At 58.8% G+C, this 18296-nt stretch carries 21 protein-coding genes and 1 other RNA gene; 3 read left to right on the top strand and 19 right to left on the bottom strand.

The window, feature by feature from the left end; genetic code table 11:
- Positions 1–82: 82 nt before the first annotated feature.
- The 12 genes from Thiowin_RS13790 to Thiowin_RS13735 form a co-directional block, all read right to left on the bottom strand.
- Positions 83–508 (bottom strand): F0F1 ATP synthase subunit epsilon, encoded by a 426-nt coding sequence (locus Thiowin_RS13790; protein WP_328983582.1) that lies wholly within the window; start codon positions 506–508, stop codon positions 83–85.
- Positions 509–653: 145 nt separating this feature from the next.
- Positions 654–2030: a F0F1 ATP synthase subunit beta gene (atpD, locus tag Thiowin_RS13785; RefSeq protein WP_328983581.1), complete on the bottom strand. Its 1377-nt coding sequence runs from the start codon at positions 2028–2030 to the stop codon at positions 654–656.
- 98 nt (positions 2031–2128) lie between these two features.
- Positions 2129–2995 carry a F0F1 ATP synthase subunit gamma gene (atpG, locus tag Thiowin_RS13780; RefSeq protein WP_328983580.1) on the bottom strand — a complete coding sequence of 289 codons (867 nt, stop codon included), beginning with the start codon at positions 2993–2995 and terminating at the stop codon, positions 2129–2131.
- Positions 2996–3083: 88 nt separating this feature from the next.
- Positions 3084–4625, bottom strand: a complete 1542-nt coding sequence (gene atpA / locus Thiowin_RS13775; RefSeq protein WP_328983579.1) for a F0F1 ATP synthase subunit alpha — start codon at positions 4623–4625, stop codon at positions 3084–3086.
- Between the two features lie 13 nt (positions 4626–4638).
- Positions 4639–5190: a F0F1 ATP synthase subunit delta gene (locus Thiowin_RS13770; protein ID WP_328983578.1), complete on the bottom strand. Its 552-nt coding sequence runs from the start codon at positions 5188–5190 to the stop codon at positions 4639–4641.
- Positions 5191–5199: 9 nt separating this feature from the next.
- Positions 5200–5670, bottom strand: a complete 471-nt coding sequence (locus Thiowin_RS13765; RefSeq protein WP_328983577.1) for a F0F1 ATP synthase subunit B — start codon at positions 5668–5670, stop codon at positions 5200–5202.
- A gap of 66 nt (positions 5671–5736) precedes the next feature.
- A complete protein-coding gene (atpE, locus tag Thiowin_RS13760) occupies positions 5737–5970 on the bottom strand; it encodes a F0F1 ATP synthase subunit C (RefSeq protein ID WP_009151127.1) in 234 nt (77 codons plus the stop codon).
- 124 nt (positions 5971–6094) lie between these two features.
- Positions 6095–6964: a F0F1 ATP synthase subunit A gene (gene atpB, locus Thiowin_RS13755; protein ID WP_328983576.1), complete on the bottom strand. Its 870-nt coding sequence runs from the start codon at positions 6962–6964 to the stop codon at positions 6095–6097.
- A gap of 26 nt (positions 6965–6990) precedes the next feature.
- Positions 6991–7368 (bottom strand): ATP synthase subunit I, encoded by a 378-nt coding sequence (locus Thiowin_RS13750; RefSeq protein WP_328983575.1) that lies wholly within the window; start codon positions 7366–7368, stop codon positions 6991–6993.
- A gap of 188 nt (positions 7369–7556) precedes the next feature.
- Positions 7557–8195: a 5-formyltetrahydrofolate cyclo-ligase gene (locus tag Thiowin_RS13745; protein ID WP_328983574.1), complete on the bottom strand. Its 639-nt coding sequence runs from the start codon at positions 8193–8195 to the stop codon at positions 7557–7559.
- Between the two features lie 31 nt (positions 8196–8226).
- A non-coding RNA gene (gene ssrS, locus Thiowin_RS13740) (6S RNA) lies at positions 8227–8411 on the bottom strand.
- Between the two features lie 101 nt (positions 8412–8512).
- Positions 8513–9739, bottom strand: a complete 1227-nt coding sequence (locus Thiowin_RS13735; RefSeq protein WP_328983573.1) for a transglycosylase SLT domain-containing protein — start codon at positions 9737–9739, stop codon at positions 8513–8515.
- Positions 9740–10059: 320 nt separating this feature from the next.
- On the opposite strand from Thiowin_RS13735, the gene Thiowin_RS13730 reads away from it, so the two are divergent.
- Genes Thiowin_RS13730 through dnaQ form a run of 3 tightly spaced genes read left to right on the top strand, consistent with a single transcriptional unit; the run spans position 10060 to position 12079 of the window.
- Positions 10060–10842: a class I SAM-dependent methyltransferase gene (locus Thiowin_RS13730; protein ID WP_328983572.1), complete on the top strand. Its 783-nt coding sequence runs from the start codon at positions 10060–10062 to the stop codon at positions 10840–10842.
- Positions 10835–11338 (top strand): ribonuclease HI, encoded by a 504-nt coding sequence (gene rnhA / locus Thiowin_RS13725; RefSeq protein ID WP_328983571.1) that lies wholly within the window; start codon positions 10835–10837, stop codon positions 11336–11338. The genes Thiowin_RS13730 and rnhA overlap by 8 nt, the downstream gene beginning before the upstream one ends.
- 6 nt (positions 11339–11344) lie before the next feature.
- A complete protein-coding gene (dnaQ, locus tag Thiowin_RS13720; protein ID WP_328983570.1) occupies positions 11345–12079 on the top strand; it encodes a DNA polymerase III subunit epsilon in 735 nt (244 codons plus the stop codon).
- A gap of 41 nt (positions 12080–12120) precedes the next feature.
- Here dnaQ and nhaD read toward each other — a convergent pair whose 3' ends face one another.
- The 7 genes from nhaD to Thiowin_RS13685 form a co-directional block, all read right to left on the bottom strand.
- Positions 12121–13602 (bottom strand): sodium:proton antiporter NhaD, encoded by a 1482-nt coding sequence (gene nhaD / locus Thiowin_RS13715; protein WP_328983569.1) that lies wholly within the window; start codon positions 13600–13602, stop codon positions 12121–12123.
- Between the two features lie 213 nt (positions 13603–13815).
- Positions 13816–14574 (bottom strand): fumarate/nitrate reduction transcriptional regulator Fnr, encoded by a 759-nt coding sequence (fnr, locus tag Thiowin_RS13710; protein WP_328983568.1) that lies wholly within the window; start codon positions 14572–14574, stop codon positions 13816–13818.
- Positions 14575–14781: 207 nt separating this feature from the next.
- Complete coding sequence (locus Thiowin_RS13705; RefSeq protein ID WP_328983567.1) at positions 14782–15159, bottom strand: sulfur globule family protein; 378 nt, start codon at positions 15157–15159, stop codon at positions 14782–14784.
- Positions 15160–15612: 453 nt separating this feature from the next.
- The gene (locus Thiowin_RS13700) at positions 15613–15843 is read right to left on the bottom strand and encodes a hypothetical protein (RefSeq protein ID WP_328983566.1); all 231 of its coding nucleotides are present in this window, start codon (positions 15841–15843) and stop codon (positions 15613–15615) included.
- On the bottom strand, positions 15840–16079 hold the full coding sequence (locus Thiowin_RS13695) for a hypothetical protein (RefSeq protein WP_328983565.1): 240 nt from the start codon (positions 16077–16079) through the stop codon (positions 15840–15842). Before Thiowin_RS13695 ends, Thiowin_RS13700 begins: the two co-directional genes overlap by 4 nt.
- A 387-nt stretch (positions 16080–16466) precedes the next feature.
- The gene (locus Thiowin_RS13690; RefSeq protein WP_328983564.1) at positions 16467–17171 is read right to left on the bottom strand and encodes a 2'-5' RNA ligase family protein; all 705 of its coding nucleotides are present in this window, start codon (positions 17169–17171) and stop codon (positions 16467–16469) included.
- A gap of 2 nt (positions 17172–17173) precedes the next feature.
- Complete coding sequence (locus tag Thiowin_RS13685) at positions 17174–18070, bottom strand: T2 family ribonuclease (protein ID WP_328983563.1); 897 nt, start codon at positions 18068–18070, stop codon at positions 17174–17176.
- Positions 18071–18296: the final 226 nt, after the last annotated feature.

Genomic DNA, 18296 nt, shown 5'->3' with positions numbered 1-18296 from the left:
TAATGTGTGGCGTAGAAAACCAAAAACCCCCGCCATGGGCGAGGGTTTGGTGGTCAGATGCCCGAGATATACCTTCTTTCGCTCAGCTGGCTCGCATCTTGCGCAATTTCTCGATGGCGCGCAACTGGGCGATGGCCTCGGCCAATTCGGCCTGAGCCTTGGCGTATTCGAACTCAGCGGTCTTGCCAGCGAGGGCATCCTCGGCGCGCCGCTTGGCTTCGAGTGCCTGGGCCTCATCGATGTTCTGGGCGCGGATGGCGGTGTCGGCAAGTACCGTGACCACATCCGGCTGAACCTCCAGCATGCCGCCAGAAACATAAAAGTGCTCCATGCCACCTTTGTCGTCTTCGACCCGCACGTCGCCCGGTTTGAGCCGAGTGATCAGTGGGGTGTGGCGTGGTGCGATGCCAAGTTCGCCCATTTCGCCCGGCGCATAGACCATGGCGGCCATGCCGGAGTGAATGGCGCCCTCGGCGCTGACGATGTCGACATGTACGGTCATTGCCATTGGTGTCTGGTCTCCCTGTTGCGTAGCCGCACGAGTGTTGCGGGCCTGGTTTAAGCTTGCCGTTCAAGCTGGCGCTTAAGCCGAGGCCCGCTGGCGAGCTATTATCTTCTAGCCCTAGATCCTCGCATGTTCTCGCCTTTCGGCTTTACATTTTCTCGCCTTTTGCAACAGCTTCATCAATGGAGCCGACCATGTAGAAGGCCTGCTCGGGCAGGGTGTCGTGGTCGCCATTGACGATGGCCTGGAAGCCGGTAATGGTGTCCTTGAGCGACACATACTTGCCCTGGGCGCCGGTGAAGACCTCGGCAACGAAGAATGGCTGTGACAGAAAGCGCTGGATTTTGCGAGCCCGCGAGACGATCAGCTTGTCTTCTTCCGAGAGCTCGTCCATGCCCAGGATGGCGATGATGTCTTTCAGCTCCTTGTAGCGCTGCAGAGTACCCTGGACAGCGCGAGCTGTGTCGTAGTGTTCCTGGCCGACCACATTGGGATCGAGGATGCGGCTGGTGGAGTCGAGCGGATCGACCGCTGGGTAGATGCCGAGCTCGGCGATCTGACGTGACAACACCAGGGTCGCGTCCAAGTGCGCGAAGGTAGTGGCGGGGGAGGGGTCGGTCAGGTCGTCGGCCGGGACATAAACTGCCTGGAAAGAGGTGATGGAGCCAGTGCGCGTGGAGGTGATGCGCTCCTGCAGGGCGCCCATCTCCGAGGCCAGGGTCGGCTGATAGCCCACAGCCGATGGCATGCGCCCGAGCAGCGCCGAGACCTCGGTACCCGCCAAGGTATAGCGGTAAATGTTGTCGACAAACATCAGCACGTCGCGGCCTTCCTCGCGGAAGAACTCGGCCATGGTCAAGCCGGTCAGGGCCACGCGCAGACGGTTACCGGGCGGCTCGTTCATCTGGCCGTAGACCAGGGCGACCTTGTCGAGGACGTTTGACTCCTTCATCTCGTGGTAGAAGTCGTTGCCCTCGCGGGTGCGTTCGCCGACGCCTGCAAAGACGGAGTAACCCGAGTGCTCGACGGCGATGTTGCGGATCAACTCCATGAGCGTCACCGTCTTGCCCACGCCAGCGCCGCCGAACAGACCGACCTTGCCACCCTTGGCGATTGGCATGATGAGGTCCACAACCTTGATGCCGGTTTCCAGCACTTCGGTGGAGGTGGCTTGATCCTCGAATTTGGGTGCGGAACGATGAATTGGCCATGTCTCCTCGGAGTCGACCTCACCAAGCTCGTCGATGGGTTTGCCGAGAACGTCCATGATGCGCCCGAGCGTGGCCTTGCCCACGGGTACGCTAATTGGGGCGCCCGTGTTGCTGACCTCGACGCCGCGTTTCAGGCCATCGGTACTGCCCATGGCGATGGTGCGGACGACGCCGTCGCCAATCTGCTGTTCGACCTCGAGCGTCAGGCCAGTGGCGTCGATTGTGAGCGCGTCATACACCTTGGGCATATGGTCGCGCGAAAATTGCACGTCTACGACGGCACCGATGATTTCCACCACCTTACCGGAGCTCATAATGCTGTCCTCTCTTCTGCCTTGCGGCGGGTTCGATAACGAAGAATGATAAAAACGGGTAGCAGGAGCGCGTCAGCCCAACTGGATGGAACCTTTGCCTAAACGGCGGCGGCTCCGCTGACGATCTCGGAGATTTCTTGTGTGATAGCCGCCTGGCGCGCCTTGTTATAAACCAGTTGCAGTTCGTCGATCAGTTCACCGGCGTTGTCGGAGGCGGATTTCATTGCCACCATGCGTGCAGCTTGCTCGCAAGCGCCATTTTCGACCACGCCCTGATAGACCAGGGATTCAATGTAACGGGCCAGCAGGTTATCCAGTACCAAACGAGCATCGGGTTCGTAGATGTAGTCCCAAACCGGGCCGGATGCGGCCGGTTTGTCATCCGGCTCGATGGGGACCAACTGGCGCAGGCGCGGTTTCTGCGTCATGGTGTTGATAAACTCGTTATAGGCAATGAAAACCGCGTCGACTTCGCCCTTCTCGAACGCGTCCAGCATGACCTTGACCGGACCAATGATGTCGGCAATGCGTGGCTTGTCACCGAGCTGAGCGGCCTCCGCCATCACATTGCCACCGAAGCGCTTAAAAAAGCCCAGGGCCTTGGTGCCAATCGTGCAGAAAGCAGTGTCAATGCCTTCAACGCGTTTTTGCTTGAGCTCCTGCACGAGCATGCGGAACAGGTTGGTGTTCAGCCCACCGCAAAGTCCGCGATTGGAGGAGACGACGATATAGCCAACCCGCTTGATCTCGCGCTCTTGCGCCATGAAGCTGTGGCGGTACTCGGGTGAGGCCTTGGCCAAATGCCGAATAACTTGAAGCATTTTCTCGGCATAGGGACGAGTGGCCTGCATCCGCTCTTGCGCCTTGCGCATTTTGGATGCGGCGACCATCTCCATGGCACCTGTGATCTTCTGGGTGCTCTTGATGCTCGAGATCTTGGAGCGTATTTCTTTAGCGCCAGCCATGAGGGATTCCTGATGCGAGCCTGGTTGAATCTAGGACATGAGACTGTGACGCGCACGAGCAACTCTCCGCGCGCCGACCGTGAAGCCCTTACCAGGTATTGTTGGCCTTGAAGTCCTTGATGGCCTGATGCAAGGCGTCCTTGATCTCGTCATTGTAATCGCCGGTCTCGTCGATTTTGTCGATCAGGCTCTTGTGGGAGCTTTTCATGTAGCCTTGCAAGGCCCGCTCGAAGGCGACCACCTTGCTGACCTCGACATCGTCGAGATATCCCTCGTTCGCGGCGAACAGGGACACCGCCATGGTGCCAGTGGTCATCGGTGAATACTGGGCCTGTTTCATCAACTCGGTGACCCGCTCGCCGCGCTGGAGTTGCTTGCGGGTGGCCTCGTCTAGGTCGGAGGCAAACTGAGAGAAGGCCGCGAGTTCGCGATACTGCGCCAGTGCCAGACGAATGCCGCCGCCGAGTTTCTTGATGATCTTGGTCTGGGCCGCGCCACCGACACGAGAGACTGACAGGCCGGCGTTGATAGCCGGGCGGATACCGGCGTTGAACAAGTCGGTCTCGAGGAAGATTTGACCGTCAGTGATAGAGATGACGTTGGTGGGAACGAAAGCCGAAACGTCGCCCGCCTGGGTCTCGATGATGGGCAGGGCCGTGAGTGAGCCGGTTTGACCACGCACTCGACCGCCGGTTTGTTTCTCGACATAATCGGCATTGACACGCGCGGCGCGCTCGAGTAATCGCGAATGCAGATAGAAAACATCACCGGGATAGGCCTCGCGACCCGGCGGGCGGCGCAGCAGCAGGGACACCTGACGATAGGCCCAAGCCTGCTTGGTCAGGTCGTCATAGACGATGAGTGCATCCTCGCCTTTGTCGCGGAAATACTCACCCATGGCGCAGCCGGCGTAAGGGGCGATGAACTGCATCGCGGCCGAGTCCGAGGCCCCGGCATGCACAATGATGGTGTGTTCCATGGCACCGAATTCTTCGAGCTTACGCTGCACTGCGGCGACGGAGGAGTTTTTCTGGCCGACAGCCACGTAAATACACTTAACGCCAGTGTTTTTCTGATTGATAATGGCATCAATGGCCACCGCCGTCTTGCCGGTCTGGCGATCACCAATGATCAGTTCGCGCTGGCCGCGACCGACTGGCACCATGGCATCAATAGCCTTGAGGCCGGTTGGCAAAGGTTGATCAACTGACTGTCGCTGAATAACGCCCGGGGCGATTTTTTCAATCGCCGAGGTCTGGCTGGATTCCACTGGACCCTTGCCATCGACCGGCGCGCCGAGTGAGTCAACCACACGTCCGAGCAGACCCTCACCAACGGGAACCTCGAGTACGCGCCCGGTGCAGCGCGCCCAGTCGCCTTCGGAGAGCTTGGTATAGTCGCCGAGGATAACGGCGCCTACCGAGTCACGCTCTAGGTTAAGCGCCAGCCCGAAGGTGTTATTTGGGAACTCGAGCATTTCATAATACTGAGCGTCGGACAGACCGTAGATACGCACAATGCCGTCGGTTAGGCTGACGATAGTGCCTTCGGCGCGCGCCTCGGTCTTGATGTCGAACTGCTCGATTTTCTGTTTGATCAGATCACTGATCTCGGCAGGATTCAGTTGCATGGCGGTGTTCCGTTCAGAATTGCAATTCGTTTGAGAGCTGCTGTAGCTTGCCCCGGATCGAGCTGTCGATGACGAGATCGTCGGCGCGAATCTCGACCCCACCGATCAGGCTGGCATCCTCCTCAACGCTGAGTTCGACCTCGGCACCAAAGTGCGTCTTGAGCGAGGTGATAAGCCCCTGCTGTTCGCCTTCATCAAGTGGGAAGGCGCTGCGCACCAGCACCCGGCGCACGCCCTGTTCAGCGGTTTTGCGCTGATCGAACAGGCGAGCGATCTCCGGCAGTATCGGCAGCCGGCCATTGGCGGCCAGTATCCGCGCGAGATTGGCCGGGCCGGCTGGTAGCCCCTCGCCCTTGGTGCCGGCGGCGGTTGCCAGCACCAGCTCGGCCAAGCGCTCGCGCCCGACATTAGGGTTACCAACAATGGCGTGCAGTTGCGGGTCACTGGCGATGGTGCCGAGGATGTTCAGCGCCTCGGACCAGGGCTCAAGTGCTCCCTGTGCCTTGGCGATAGCAAAGGCCGCCTCGGCATAGGGGCGGGCGATGGTCGTGAAGTCTCCAGCCATGATGTCGCCTTAAATTTGCTTGGCGAAGGATTCGACCAGCTCGCGATGCGCTGCCGCGTCGATCTCCTTCTGGAGGATTTTCTCGGCTGCCGCCACAGCGAGGCTGGCCACCCGCTCGCGCAGTTCTTCACGCGCGCGATTGGTCTCCTGCTCAATCTCGGCCTCGGCCGCGTGCTTGATGCGGCTGCCCTCGGCGACCGCGTCCTGCTTGGCCTGGTCGAGAATCTCGTTGTAGCGGCGCTGGGCCTGATTGACAATCTCGGCCGCGTCCGTTTTGGCTTTGTGCATCACTTCAAGTGCGCGCTGCTGGCCAAGCTCCTGCTCTTTGGCGCCACGCTCGGCGGCGGCCAGACCTTCGGCAATGCGCTTTTTGCGTTCGTCGAGCGCGTGAATGATTGGCGGCCAAACATAGGTCATGCAAAACCAGACAAACGCCGTGAAGGAGATCATCTGGAGAATTAGTGTCAAATTGATATTCATCCGTAAGCCTCGTGAAGACGAGTGACTGTGATCCGGCCCGCGGAGAATCGCGCGGCCGGAGCGGCGTCAGACAGCGAACATCAAGTACAGACCCATGGCGATCGAGATGACCGGCAGGGCGTCGGTAAGACCCATGACGATAAAGAACTGCGTGCGCAGCATTGGGATGAGTTCCGGCTGACGGGCCGCGCCCTCGAGGAAGCGGCCACCAAGCACGCCGATACCAATAGCGGCGCCGACGGCACCCAGACCCAACATCAGACCAGCGGCGATAAAAATAACGGCTTGTGCAAGTTCCATTGTGTCCCCCATGGGTGTTTGGAAAATAAAGAATTAAACAGAAACGAAAGTCTGCAAAACCCGGGGACAGACCCGGGCCGGGCGCTATGCCCGCGGGCTCATGCGCATCGGGTCTGTGGTCCCATCAGTGATGCTCCTGATGCGCCATGTCTAGGTAGACGATGGTTAGCACCATGAAAATGAAAGCCTGTAGGGTCACGATCAGGATATGGAAAATCGCCCAGGCCAGTTGCAGTGTCCCACCCGAGATATCCAGAATAATGTTGTGACCATACATGAGCGCGATCAGGATAAAGATCATCTCGCCGGCGTAGAGGTTGCCGAAGAGTCGCAGCGCCAGGGAGACAGGCTTGGACAAGAGGTTGATGCCTTCAAGCAGCAGATTGGCAGGCATGCCCCATTTGCCGAAGGGCTGCAGCGTCAACTCGCCGACAAAGCCGCCAACGCCTTTGATTTTAATGCTGTAGAAGATCACCAGGAAGAAGACCACCAGCGCCATGGCGAAGGTTGTGTTTGGATCAGTGGTGGGAACCACTTTGAAGAAGACATGATGGGGGTCGGCACCTAGGCCAGCCATCAGATGCTGGGCGTAGAAGGGGAGTAGGTCGACCGGGATCAGGTCCATGGTGTTCATCAAGAACACCCAGACAAAAATGGTCAGCGCCAATGGGGCGACCATTGGGTTTTGTCCGCTAAAAGAGCCCCGAACATTGTCGTTGATGAAATCGACAATCCACTCAACAAAATTCTGGGCACCGCCCGGAACTCCGGCGGTGGCCTTTTCTCCAATCCTTCTAAAGAACCACAGGAACAAGCCACCGAGTAGCAGGGAAAACAGCATGGTATCGACATGAATGGCCCAGAAGCCCATGGCCGCGGCCTCCGCGCTATTTTCCGCGAAGCCGAGGCCGTGCTCTGGGTGCCAACCGAAGGTGAGGTTGGTCAGATGGTGCTGGATGTAATCCTGCGCTGTCATCGCTGATTGTGAAGACATGGGATGCCCTATGGGTATCTTCTTGATTAGGTTTGTGAAAAACGGCTGCGTCTGTCGGGAATCAGTGCCGGCACGGTTTGAACCACCAAATAGCTTCCAAGGACAGCAGGCAACACCAAAGTCTCGAACGCCAGATAGGCAATCGCGAACAACGCCAGAATGACGGAGATTTTGACAATTTCAGCGGCGTAAAACCGCAGCACCAGTGCGCACGGTTGTTGCGCGCGATAACGGCGAAACACCCAGAAAGCGGCGAACACGTTAGCCAGCAGACAAGCAGCGCCGCCAACCGCGGCGGACACCAGAGTGTCAAGGCCGAAAGGTGCTGCAAGAAAAAGCAGGATTGCGGTCGTGATTCCCTGCCAGCGCAACAGGTGCAGAATCTGGCGCGGCTGAGAGCTCATGCTGGCAACTGATGCTTGGAGCAGTTTGTTAGGTCCGTTGTTTCAGCCGCGCAGTATAAGCGGTTGCGAATACTCGGTCAAACCTGGCGTGAGTCATTTTGCTGAGAAATGCAAGTAGCAATAAGAATAACAGAATCTTGTTGCTGATTATGAATGTAAATCCTGAAGCTGTTATCAGTAAGCTTTGCTCAAGGGCGCAAGCTCGCGGATGACAGGGCCATTTCAGAAATATGACTGTCGCGGTGATAGATATTTGCCTCGGTAATCACCGCATCCAGCACGACGTCCCAGTGGTTGGAGTCAATCTGCTCGAGTCGCTGGCACTCATGTGCCAGGCCAATCAGCCGCGGTCGCCGGGACCAGTGCAGGCGCGAACGTATGTCTCCAAAGCAGCGATCATAAAAGCCAAGTCCCATGCCAATGCGCTGGCAGTGCCTGTCGAAACCGACCAGCGGCAGCAAGACTAGGTCGAGGGCTGAGAGTTTGATTGGGGCCAGTTGGCGATGATCAGGCTCGGGAATGCCAAAGCGGTTGATCCGTCTGGCATTTGGTGCGCGGTCGGCATAAAAGGCGAGCCGGGGCGGTGCGACAGAGGTGATGGCTGGCAAATACCAGGTGACGCCAGCGCGGCTGAGACCATCGCGGATTGGAGTCGGATCGAGTTCGCCGTCAGCGGCGACATAGAGGGCAATGCGCCGGGCGCGTCTTATGCCTGGTAGGCGCAGGATGCGTGTGGCAACCCGATGTGCGTGCTGTCGCTGACTGTTCTTGGTTAAGGCGCGGCGTCTGGCGCGTAACGCGCGGCGCAGCGAGAGGGAAGGGGGCATGCGCACTTGGAGATGCAAGCAAAAAGAATCGGCGTCCCCCGCAAGTGTCGGTACCGACCTTCGTTCTTGAACCAATGGGTTCAAGTGGGAGCACTTGCGCGGGCTTCAGGCTTTCCGCTCGGGGCGGACATGCTCAACGGCCTTGGCATCATGCCCCCTGGGTAATGATTAGGCTCAAGAAAATACCCAGGCGGTGATCGAGCATCGCAGGCGACGCCTTATTGACTAGGCTAGACCTGTTTTGAAAAAAGGTCCAGTCCAATTCGAGCAACTCAAGGTTTTTTTCTTTTTTTGCGGTTGCCGCGCAATCCGGGATATCAGGTTCTTCCGCCAGCTTTGCCCTCATTGGCGGCCAGAGCATCGTCGGTGCCGCCGCCGAGTTGCCGCAGGTGTTTGTTCAGGCGCGCGGCGGCGGCTGCTGGGACCAGTAGATGGGTAGTCTGTCCGGCACGATTACGACCCTGTTTCAGCGCAGGGTTTAGCTCCGCGAGCGTCCTGGCGGGGACTCCGCTGGCACTGGCGGCTGTCGCCAGATCAACCGGCGCTCGGGTTGTCACCACCGCCAGTGGTGAGGCGGCGGGCAAGGCTGGCAGGCGTTGTCCAAAACGCTCGGGACTGTGCACCATGCTGACAACAGCAAGCAGTTTGGGCACGTACGCCTCGGTCTCGCGCGGCAGGTTGAGCGACCAGTAGTCGGTTGCCTTGCCCGCGCGATGATTGGCCCGCTGGGCCGCTTGCACGCAGGCAGGCCCGCAGTTGTAGGCGGCCAGGGTCAGTGCCCAGTCGCCGTCGAAGGTCTGGTTTAGCTCACGCAGATACTTCACCGCCCCGCGGGTGGATGCCAGCACGTCTAGCCGGGCGTCATAGGAGGCATTCTGCACGAGTCCCATCTCCTTTCCGGTATAGGGCATGAACTGCCACATACCCGCGGCGCTCATGTGCGAGACCGCGCGCGGGTTATAGCGGCTTTCGATCTCCGGCAGCAGGGCGAGTTCGGTCGGCAGACCGCCGCGCTCAAGCTCGGTCACGATCAGGTGCAGATAGGGGCGAGCTCGCGCGGTGAGTTGATTCAGATACTCTTTGTTGCGGGTGAACTGCTTCAGGCTCTGGGTGACCCGTGAGTGGGGCGCAATGCCCAGGCGTTGGCCACTTCTGATGCGCTGCCAGGGGTCACCGGCAATGCTGAGAGCCGGCGCGCCAGATCGCGCCGGTCGGCCCGGCGTATGTTGCGCCAGGGAGTGGGGATCGATGGCTGGGCGAACGAAGCCGTATTCGCGCGCCGATACCGAACGCGGGGGCTGATCCATCCACTGGCCCGCTCCCGCGCTATCGCGCGCGGGTTGGGAGACACAGCCGCCAAGTCCCAGTAGCGCCAAGGGCAGGATGATCGCCAGGGCGGACACCCGCATGCTGATGGTGTTGGACCGGCTGTTGGCCTTGCTGATGCGACCGGTAGAGTCTGGAAGCTGGGGGTCACCTGTCCTGCCAGCGGCAAGCGCCTGGCCAGTGAGTGGCTCTTGGGCAGAGTGTTCTGTCGCGGTCACACACTGATCCTCCGCATGAGGGTTGATGGAAAAGTCGCTCGCTCGAACCTGATTTCGTCCGCGGGGTCTGATAGTGTCGCGGGAAGATCGCTAGAGCACCCCGGATCCGAACCGACAAGTTGCCGCACTATACGGGAAAACCCGGATGTTTGACAATGAATGCGTCGGCGCTCCAAGGTCAGTGCCTGTGTTCACCCCTGTGGCTGCTCCAATGTCTGCTCCAATGTTCTGCTAGCGCCTGGTTCGGCGAAGACCCCGAGGGAGCGTTATGCTGTGCCGCCCTGACCTTTTTTTCCCTGCTGTTAGCCTGACGAGGTTCCATGAAAGACTGCGATGCCGTTGCGGCCGACCCGCTGCTCTCTCTCGATGCCTGGTACCGGAGTCCGCTTGGACGCGCTGTCGCGGCGTCGGAAACGCGCTGTCTCGAGGAGTTGCTCGAGGACGCCTTTGGTTATTTTCTCCTGCAGGTCGGTGCCCCTGAGCCCTTTGCCGCCGCACTCGGTGTCTGTCGCATTCGCCATCAGCTGTTGTTACAGCCCGCGGTCGCGGATGTGATGGCGCCAAATCCTGGGGGTGCACTGTCACTGCATGCGCGGCTGACGCAGCTGCCCTTTGCCTCCGACAGCCTCGATGCCGTGGTGCTGCCGCATAGTCTGGATTTTTCGCCCGATCCGCACCGGGTGTTGCGCGAAGTCGAGCGCGTGCTCATTGCCGAGGGTCGGGTGTTTCTGTTCGGCTTCAACCCGCTCAGTGCCTGGGGCGTGCGGCGGGTATGGCCGCGACGACGCGGCGTCGTGCCCTGGTGTGGTTCGCGGCTGACGCTATTTCGCGTCTGTGACTGGCTGCGGCTGATCGGCTTTCATGTCGAGGTCAGGCGCATGCTGGTGTTTCGCCCTCCTTGGCGGCGCGCCTTCACCACCCGGCTTGACTGGGTCGATACCCTCGGCAGCCGTTATTGGCCAGTCTTTGGCGGTGTCTATGCGGTCCGCGCGGTCAAGCGGTTGTCGGCGGTGACGCCGCTGCGTTCGAGTTGGAAGCCACGACCCTCGCTGCTGCCTGGTCGGGCGGTCAAACCCACCGCACGGGAGTCCAGCCGTGACTAATGCGATTGAAGTCTTTACCGATGGCGCCTGCAAGAGGAACCCGGGCCCGGGCGGCTGGGGCGCCTTGCTGCGCTGGGGCGAGCACCAAAAAGAACTCTGCGGGGGGGAGCCCATGACGACCAACAATCGCATGGAGCTGATGGCGGTGATCCAGGCGCTGGAAGCGCTCAAACGCCCGAGCGAGGTGGTGATCACGGTCGATTCGCGCTATGTCCAGGATGGCGTGGAGCGTTGGATGGCCAACTGGAAGCGCAATGGCTGGCTCACGAAGGCGCGCGAGCCGGTCAAGAATCAAGACCTTTGGCAACGCCTCGACGGTGCGCTGACCGGGCATCGGGTGGGTTGGCGATGGGTGCGCGGGCACAGCGGACATCCTGGCAATGAAGCCGCCGACAGGCTCGCCAACCGAGGTATCGCCGAGATGGAAAAGGAGGCCAAGAATGCCAGGATGCAACAGAAGGCGCGGCTGCCAGAGAAGGCAGAGAAAAAAGGCTAACACAGCATGAGACAGATCGTACTAGACACAGAAACTACCGGCCTGGAGCCGAGTGAAGGCCACCGCATTATTGAAATCGGCTGTGTCGAACTCATCGACCGCCGCCTCACGCACAGCAATTTTCATCAATATTTGCAACCGGACCGGTCGGTGGAGGAGGGGGCGGTCGATGTGCACGGCATTTCCGATGACTTCCTCGCCGACAAGCCGCGCTTTGCTGATGTGGCCGAGCAATTTCTGGACTACATCGCTGGCGCCCAGTTGATCATTCACAACGCCGCCTTCGACCTTGGCTTTCTGAATCACGAACTGCGCCTGTGGCGCCAGGACGCCTCACGAATCGAGAATCAGTGCGAAGTGATCGACACCTTGAAATTGGCCCGCAGCCGCCATCCCGGCCAACGCAACAGCCTGGATGCCCTGTGCAAGCGTTATCAGATCGACAACACCAAGCGCGATCTGCACGGCGCCCTGCTCGATGCCGAGATTTTGGCTGCAGTCTATCTGGCCATGACCGGCGGTCAGGTCAGCCTGGAGCTGGACAGCCAGCCGGCACGCCCGCGCGACGGGCAGGGTGCGCAGGTGGCGCGGATGCTATCGAAGGACCGCCCGGCCCTGGTGGTCATGCGCGCGAGCGGGGCCGAGCTTGACGCCCACCGCCAGCGGCTGGTCGCCATCGACCAAGCCAGTGGAGGCCAGTGTGTGTGGCTGCGGCAGACCGAGGCCGGCTCTGGCTCATGAGCGATGTCGGTCTGCCGGCTGCCAGTCATTGGGGGCAGCTATCAATTAGCTGGCAGCTTGAAGGTTCCGAAGTTGATGATGAAGTGGCTGAGGATGGACGCGAAGTAACCCGCCGCGATATAGGGCGTCCATTTAAGATGCCCGAAGAAGGTATACATGCCCTTGGACTGGCCCATCAGCGCCACGCCGGCGGCGGAGCCAATGGATAGCAGGCTGCCGCCCACGCCAGCGGTGAGTGTCACCAGCAGCCACTGGCCCTGGCTCATCTCCGGGCTCATGGTCAGTACCGCGAACATCACCGGGATATTATCCACAACAGCAGACAGAATGCCGATTAGCGTGTTGGCGATGGTTGGGCCCATGCCGTCGTAGGCGACATGGGAGACCAGTTCCAGATAGCCGATGAAACCCAAGGCGCCGACGCACAAAATGACACCGTAGAAGAACATCAGGGTGTCCCACTCCGCGCGTGCCACCTTGTTGAAGATATTAAAAGGCATGCTGTCTTCGATGTTGCCAGCGCGTACCGTCGACATCTCACCGGTCATGTTCAGGTAATAACTAAAGAAGCTCAGGTACGCCAGACCCGTCATCATGCCCAGGACCGGCGGCAGGTGGTAGTAATTGTGAAAGCTCACCGCCGTGGCAATGGTCGCGAGGAACAAGAGCACCACCCGAATGGCGCCGCGCTTCATGCGTACGCGCTCCTGGCTCGGCGGCGGCTTGACGTTGGGAATTTCCTTGTGCATGAACCAGGCTGGCACCGCGAAGCTAACCAGCGCGGGGATGAACAACCGGAAGAAGGACTCGAAATCAATAATGCCCTTCTGCCAGACCATCAGGGTGGTGATGTCGCCAAAGGGGCTGAAGGCGCCGCCTGAGTTGGCCGCGATCACGATGTTGATACAGGCCAGGCCAACAAACTTGGGACTGTCGGCGCCCACCGCCATCACCACTGCGCACATCAACAGCGCGGTGGTCAGGTTGTCGGCCACCGGCGAGATAAAAAAGGCCAGAAAACCCGTCATCCAGAACAGCGTGCGGTAGCCAAACCCCATGCGCAGCAGCCAGGAGCGTAGGGCATCGAAAACCAGGCGCTCCTCCATGGTGTTGATGTAGGTCATGGCCGCGAGCAGGAACAAAAACAGCTCGCCGAACTCCATGATGTTGTGTCGCACCGCTTCGGCCGCCGCATGGGGGCTGCCGTGATGGGTTTCGTAGTAGTAGGCAATGAGCAGCCAGATCGCGCCAGCCGCCAGCATCACCGGCTTGGACTTGCGCAGATGGGTAAATTCCTCCGTCATCACCAGGCCATAGGCGACGACAAAGATCAGCAGCGAGGTCAGTCCCACCCAGGTGGTGGTCAGATTCAGATGTGCGGTGCCGCCCTCGGATGCCAGCAGGCCGCCAGAGAAGAACAGCAAAAGTGTTCCCAGCAGCGCGCTGCTGATGCCGATGGAGGCGCGGCCAAGACCAGCCAAGGCCGGGAGATGACGCGCAGGTTGATCGCGAAGGTCATGCATGACAGGAAATCCTGAAAGAGACTGCAAATGCCGGTTGCCTGCAACCAGCCGGGCGGAAAAGGGCACTAAGGATGTCGTGATTGCGCCGCCGATGCAAGGCGGGTTGACTGTCCCTCGCCTTGCGCGCAAGCGACGGTATGGAGGTAGATGTGTTTTTTTGCGCGATGGTGGCGGGCTCGGCGGCTCCGGCAAGGGCGCCAGCCCGCAAGAAAATCAGCTGGTTTCGCGCTTGCCCGTGCGGTTTTGTGCGATGCCCGCCAGGGCTTCAATACGCGGCATGTTAAGTACCTGAACATGTTTTCTGTCAACATCCAGCATTCGCTCGTCTTGAAAGCGGGTAAACAGCCGGCTCACGGTCTCAACCGCCAGGCCTAGATAATTGCCAATCTCATGCCGGGACATGCTGAGGTGAAAATCCGTAGTCGACAGACCGCGCTTGCCCAGACGTTGGGACAAACTGACCAGAAAAGCCGCCAGGCGCTCCTCGGCATTGCGTTTGCCCAGCAGCATCAGGAGTTCGGATTCCTCGACAATCTCCTTGCTCAGCAGGCGGTAGAGTTGATGCTGTAGCGAGGGCAGGGTGGCCGCCAACTCCTCGAGCCTGCGGAAGGGAACCTCGCAGATCGCCGAAGTCTCAAGCACCCGCGCCGAACAGGCGTGAAAATCCTGATCGATGGCGTCCAGGCCGATCAACTCACCGGGCAAGTGAAAGCCAAGCACCTGCTCGCCGCCCTCTGAGCTCGGGGTGTAGGTCTTGACCGACCCGGTCTTGACGACAAAGAGAGATTGAAAACGCTCACCGCCGTAAAACAGATGCTCGCCGCGATGCAGCGGCCGCGAGCGCTTGATCACGCTCTCCAGCTTCTCGACATCCTCGCCTGACAAGCCCATTGGCAGGCAAAGGGCGTTAAGCGAGCAGTTGCGGCAAGCAACCCGGATATTTTCGAAAGAAATAATTTTATCCTGACTCAAGGCGCTCCACTCCGATCAGTTTTTTGCCATTTTGCAGCCGTCATTGACGGAGATCAAGTGGAGCCTCCCATCAGGCCAACCCTAGATGCAAACAGGGAATCGAGCAGGCACAAAAAAGCCGCGCCTGGGTCGGCGCGGCTCGGAGCCCAGCTCAGGCACTCGGTGCCTGGGCTGTCTGCGCTGTGTAACAGACTGCTAGAGTCAGTCTTACTTGGATTCGCCGCTGTTGGCCGGAGCCGGAGGCGCGCCATAGGGAGCACCATAGGGAGCCGGGGGCGCGTAGCCATAACCCGGATGGCCGTAGCCGCCATAGGGGTAGCCGTGGCCATAAGGGCCATAGCCATAATAGTCACGGTTATAGCCATAACCGCGGCCACGTCCTAGACCGCGACCACCACCCGACATGCTCATGTTGAAGTCGCCATAGCCGTCGCCCAACATGTCACCCAAGCCATCACCCCAGCCATCATTGTAACCACCGGGGCCGCCCCAACCAGGACCCCACCAAGCCTGTGCGGTACCCATAGAGAAGGCGGCAGCGCCAGCAATGGCGGCAACGCCAATCATCTTAGAAAACTTCGTCATTGTCTCTCTCCTAAATGGTAACGTCTTTCGGGTAAGCAGTTGATGTCAGAACAGGAAACCAGGACTGCCCGGCCATCTGAAAGGGTCGGGGCCGAGTGGGTCGGACCCGCGTGAGTCGGTCCAGCTTGTCTGGCTCAGTTGGCCCAGGTGACAGCTTAGGCCGATTCCTGCCGACTGTCGGGTCACCAGACTTTCTTGACCGCTCCCGCGGCCCCGACTCGCGCATTCGCCGAAGCGAATAACTCAAGAGTATACGTGCAGCTTCCGCGCTTGTGAAGTGCTGACGCACCGCATTTGACGCGATTTGACAAGGGGAATTGTCATTTCCACCATCATCGCCGCCACTACAGGGTGCTGCAAGAGACATTGATTCTTGAGCAATGCACAAGAAGTTAAGTGACTCAAGCGCATGCCAGAATCCTAACTGTCGCAGCCCCGCGGCGCCAAGCGCAATCAATGCAACGGTGGATCCACAGCCGGAACCTTCTCGACCGGCGCGACTTGCTTGTCCGGACGGCGCTGAGGGGTTGCGTCTTCGGGCAGGTCGCCGATCATCATGACAGTCGTGGGGTAAACGTCGAGATCGCGCAGACTCACGCGCAAATGCTCGCTATCCCAGCGCAGCTCGTTGAAAATCGCCGAGGGGGAGCGCAGACGCCGCGACAGGGTGCCGGCGCTAATCATGCGCACCGGCCCCGCCACGCTCTGCTCGGTGAGGTCAAAGGCATCATGGACATGACCCGCGAGCAGCGGGCGTTTGGCGAGTTCCTTAAGAGCGCCTTCTGGCCATGCCGGGTCAGCGCGGTTCCCTTGGTGCCCACCTCGCGCAGCGGGTGATGCGCGGTGACCAGATCGCGTGCGCCCTCCGGCAGCGCATCGAGTGTGTTCAGAAAGCGCGCGAGCGAGGCCAGTTCTAGCATGGGCAGATATTCATTCCCAGCATGAGCATGAGTCCTCCGCCGATAAAAGAAAAAGCGATCGACAGCCAAAACGACACTGGGCGTTCTATTCGCTTCGCCGTTGTGAAATTCCATTGAAATTCGCCACGTATGAGCGCATAGATACCATAGCCTATCACTAGTACCGCTATGAAAAGTATTGAGTAATCAAACTGAGTGTAATCAATCATGAGACACCATCTTCTGGATTATTCGAGGGTTAAGACGGTCACCTGACTTGGAGCCAGGGTCATGCCGGGGGCATTGGGCATGATTCCCACTGAATTCTGCTCGGTCATAATGTTGAAGTGACGTGCCGGTGCGCCGCCAGCTAAGATGATGAGTTAGGGGGTCTCAGGTGAAAATGGATTAGCGGTCGCGGTCTAGGCGCTTGGACGCTGTTGCAAAATTGCCGAGTTGATAGATCGCTATGTCATTGGCACCGAAGGTAAACTTGTCGAATGGTTTCTGCTCTAATTCCTGTAACAAATTGAGTGGCGCCACACCGATCGTGACATGCGGATTGAACCTATCTCCAGTCTGGTTCAGCACGAATGTCTCAACATAATGGAACAGGCTCGGATCAAACGGAGAACCTGACTGATCAGGAACGAATGCGGATTCATCTCCCCCTTTTCGCGCATAGTCTCTCCCAGCCTCAATGACATCTTGCTGCAACGCATGCAACTGGTCAATGGGTTCGATCAAGAAACCGGCCAGCCCATTCTGGCCGGTTGGAAAGTGATAAAGACCTGTCGCCGTTAGTTCGAGAGTGCGCCAGTCAAACTCCGACTTAACCTGAGCCACAGCCGCCAACATCCTAGGTAGATCGGATTCGGCAATGAACATCTGTATCAGCGTGATGTGAGGAAGATGTCCTTCGTCTAGCTTGAATCCATTGGGGTATTGCTCACGCAGCGCCGTATTCCATTTTTTTGCTTCAGCCACCATCTTCGGGCCTGGCTGAATCAAGACATCAATGGCGATCAGATTACTTTGGCCAAAGGCGATAGACGTGGATAGTAAGAATACCGCTAAAAGGATCATTGGAATTCTTAGCATTGTTGTCATCATGATCAGTGGTTCCTAGATTGCCGTGGCCTTGCTGGAATATTCTGTGTCGGATAGATGACAGTCGCCGGGCAACTAGCGTCGCTAGTGTCAGACTCCTGATGACAGTCCAGCGGATCGTGAGATTTCGAGAAGCAGAGTCCGATCGCGTAAAGGTAAGCGGTATCGCCACGGTTGGGGGTGACGCATTCGATGATCGGATTGACGCCAAAGGCCTTCTTGAGCACGTTGACAAGGGTAACCGATGCGATTGGTGTCATGGCGTTGGGCATGATTCCAGCATGATCCAAAACCGATGCAATGTCGTATCTTTTGTTCAGATCCATTGCCAGCTGAAAGTAAGCAGATTGCCCGTCCACTTGGGGATCGCAGAGTGCGGCACAGGTTCCGTGTTTTTCCCATTCGTGACGCCATGCCCAAGTGCGGCCCCGCGCCGTGGTGTCGGCCTGTTCGAACTCCGGATTGGGCCAGATGGTATCGAGTGCGGGCTCTAGGCCGCTGACCGCGTCGCGGGAAAACTCAGGACCATCGCAAGAGATGAATAGTCGCTCTCCGGCAGGAGCTGAAGGCCATAATCCGTGTACGATCCAGTTCCGCGAAGCATTGGGAATGATGCACATGGCGCCTTCTTTTGCGTACTTGATGCAGACACTTGGCGACCAATCGCGCATGAAAATATAGTGTGCGAATCGCTCGCAAGCCTGCTCCTGGTCCGCTGCGGTTACAGGAAACCCGACGAAGCACAAGAATATAGTGAGTAACACACGCAAGTGGATATTGCGAGCAAGTAAATTGGGATGAAGTGGTCTAGTGTTGACTTTCGTCCTGATATCCATCGACCTGATGCTCATCGCCTTGCTTAACTCCCCTTTCGAGCCCGCCATCTTTGTTGTACTTTGCATGGTTACAAGAAGCGTGTGCTTGCACCAATTGCGTGCGGTACACTGAATAATTCCTGCGCTATCAGCATGATATCGCAAGTATTATGCGATTTCATGACATGGCTTTAGGTGAGCGTTGTAACGACCTCTTGACCGCCCGTGCCGCTGCACTCAGCATCAACCGATCACCGCCGCTTGATGAAATCGCCCGCTGAGCGACGCACCAAGGCGCCCCCTGATGGCTGGA

The sequence above is a fragment of the Thiorhodovibrio winogradskyi genome, assembly GCF_036208045.1.
GTDB lineage: Bacteria > Pseudomonadota > Gammaproteobacteria > Chromatiales > Chromatiaceae > Thiorhodovibrio > Thiorhodovibrio winogradskyi.
The sequence above is the reverse complement of the archived record's forward strand: the minus strand, read 5'-3'. Positions and strand labels throughout refer to the sequence as shown.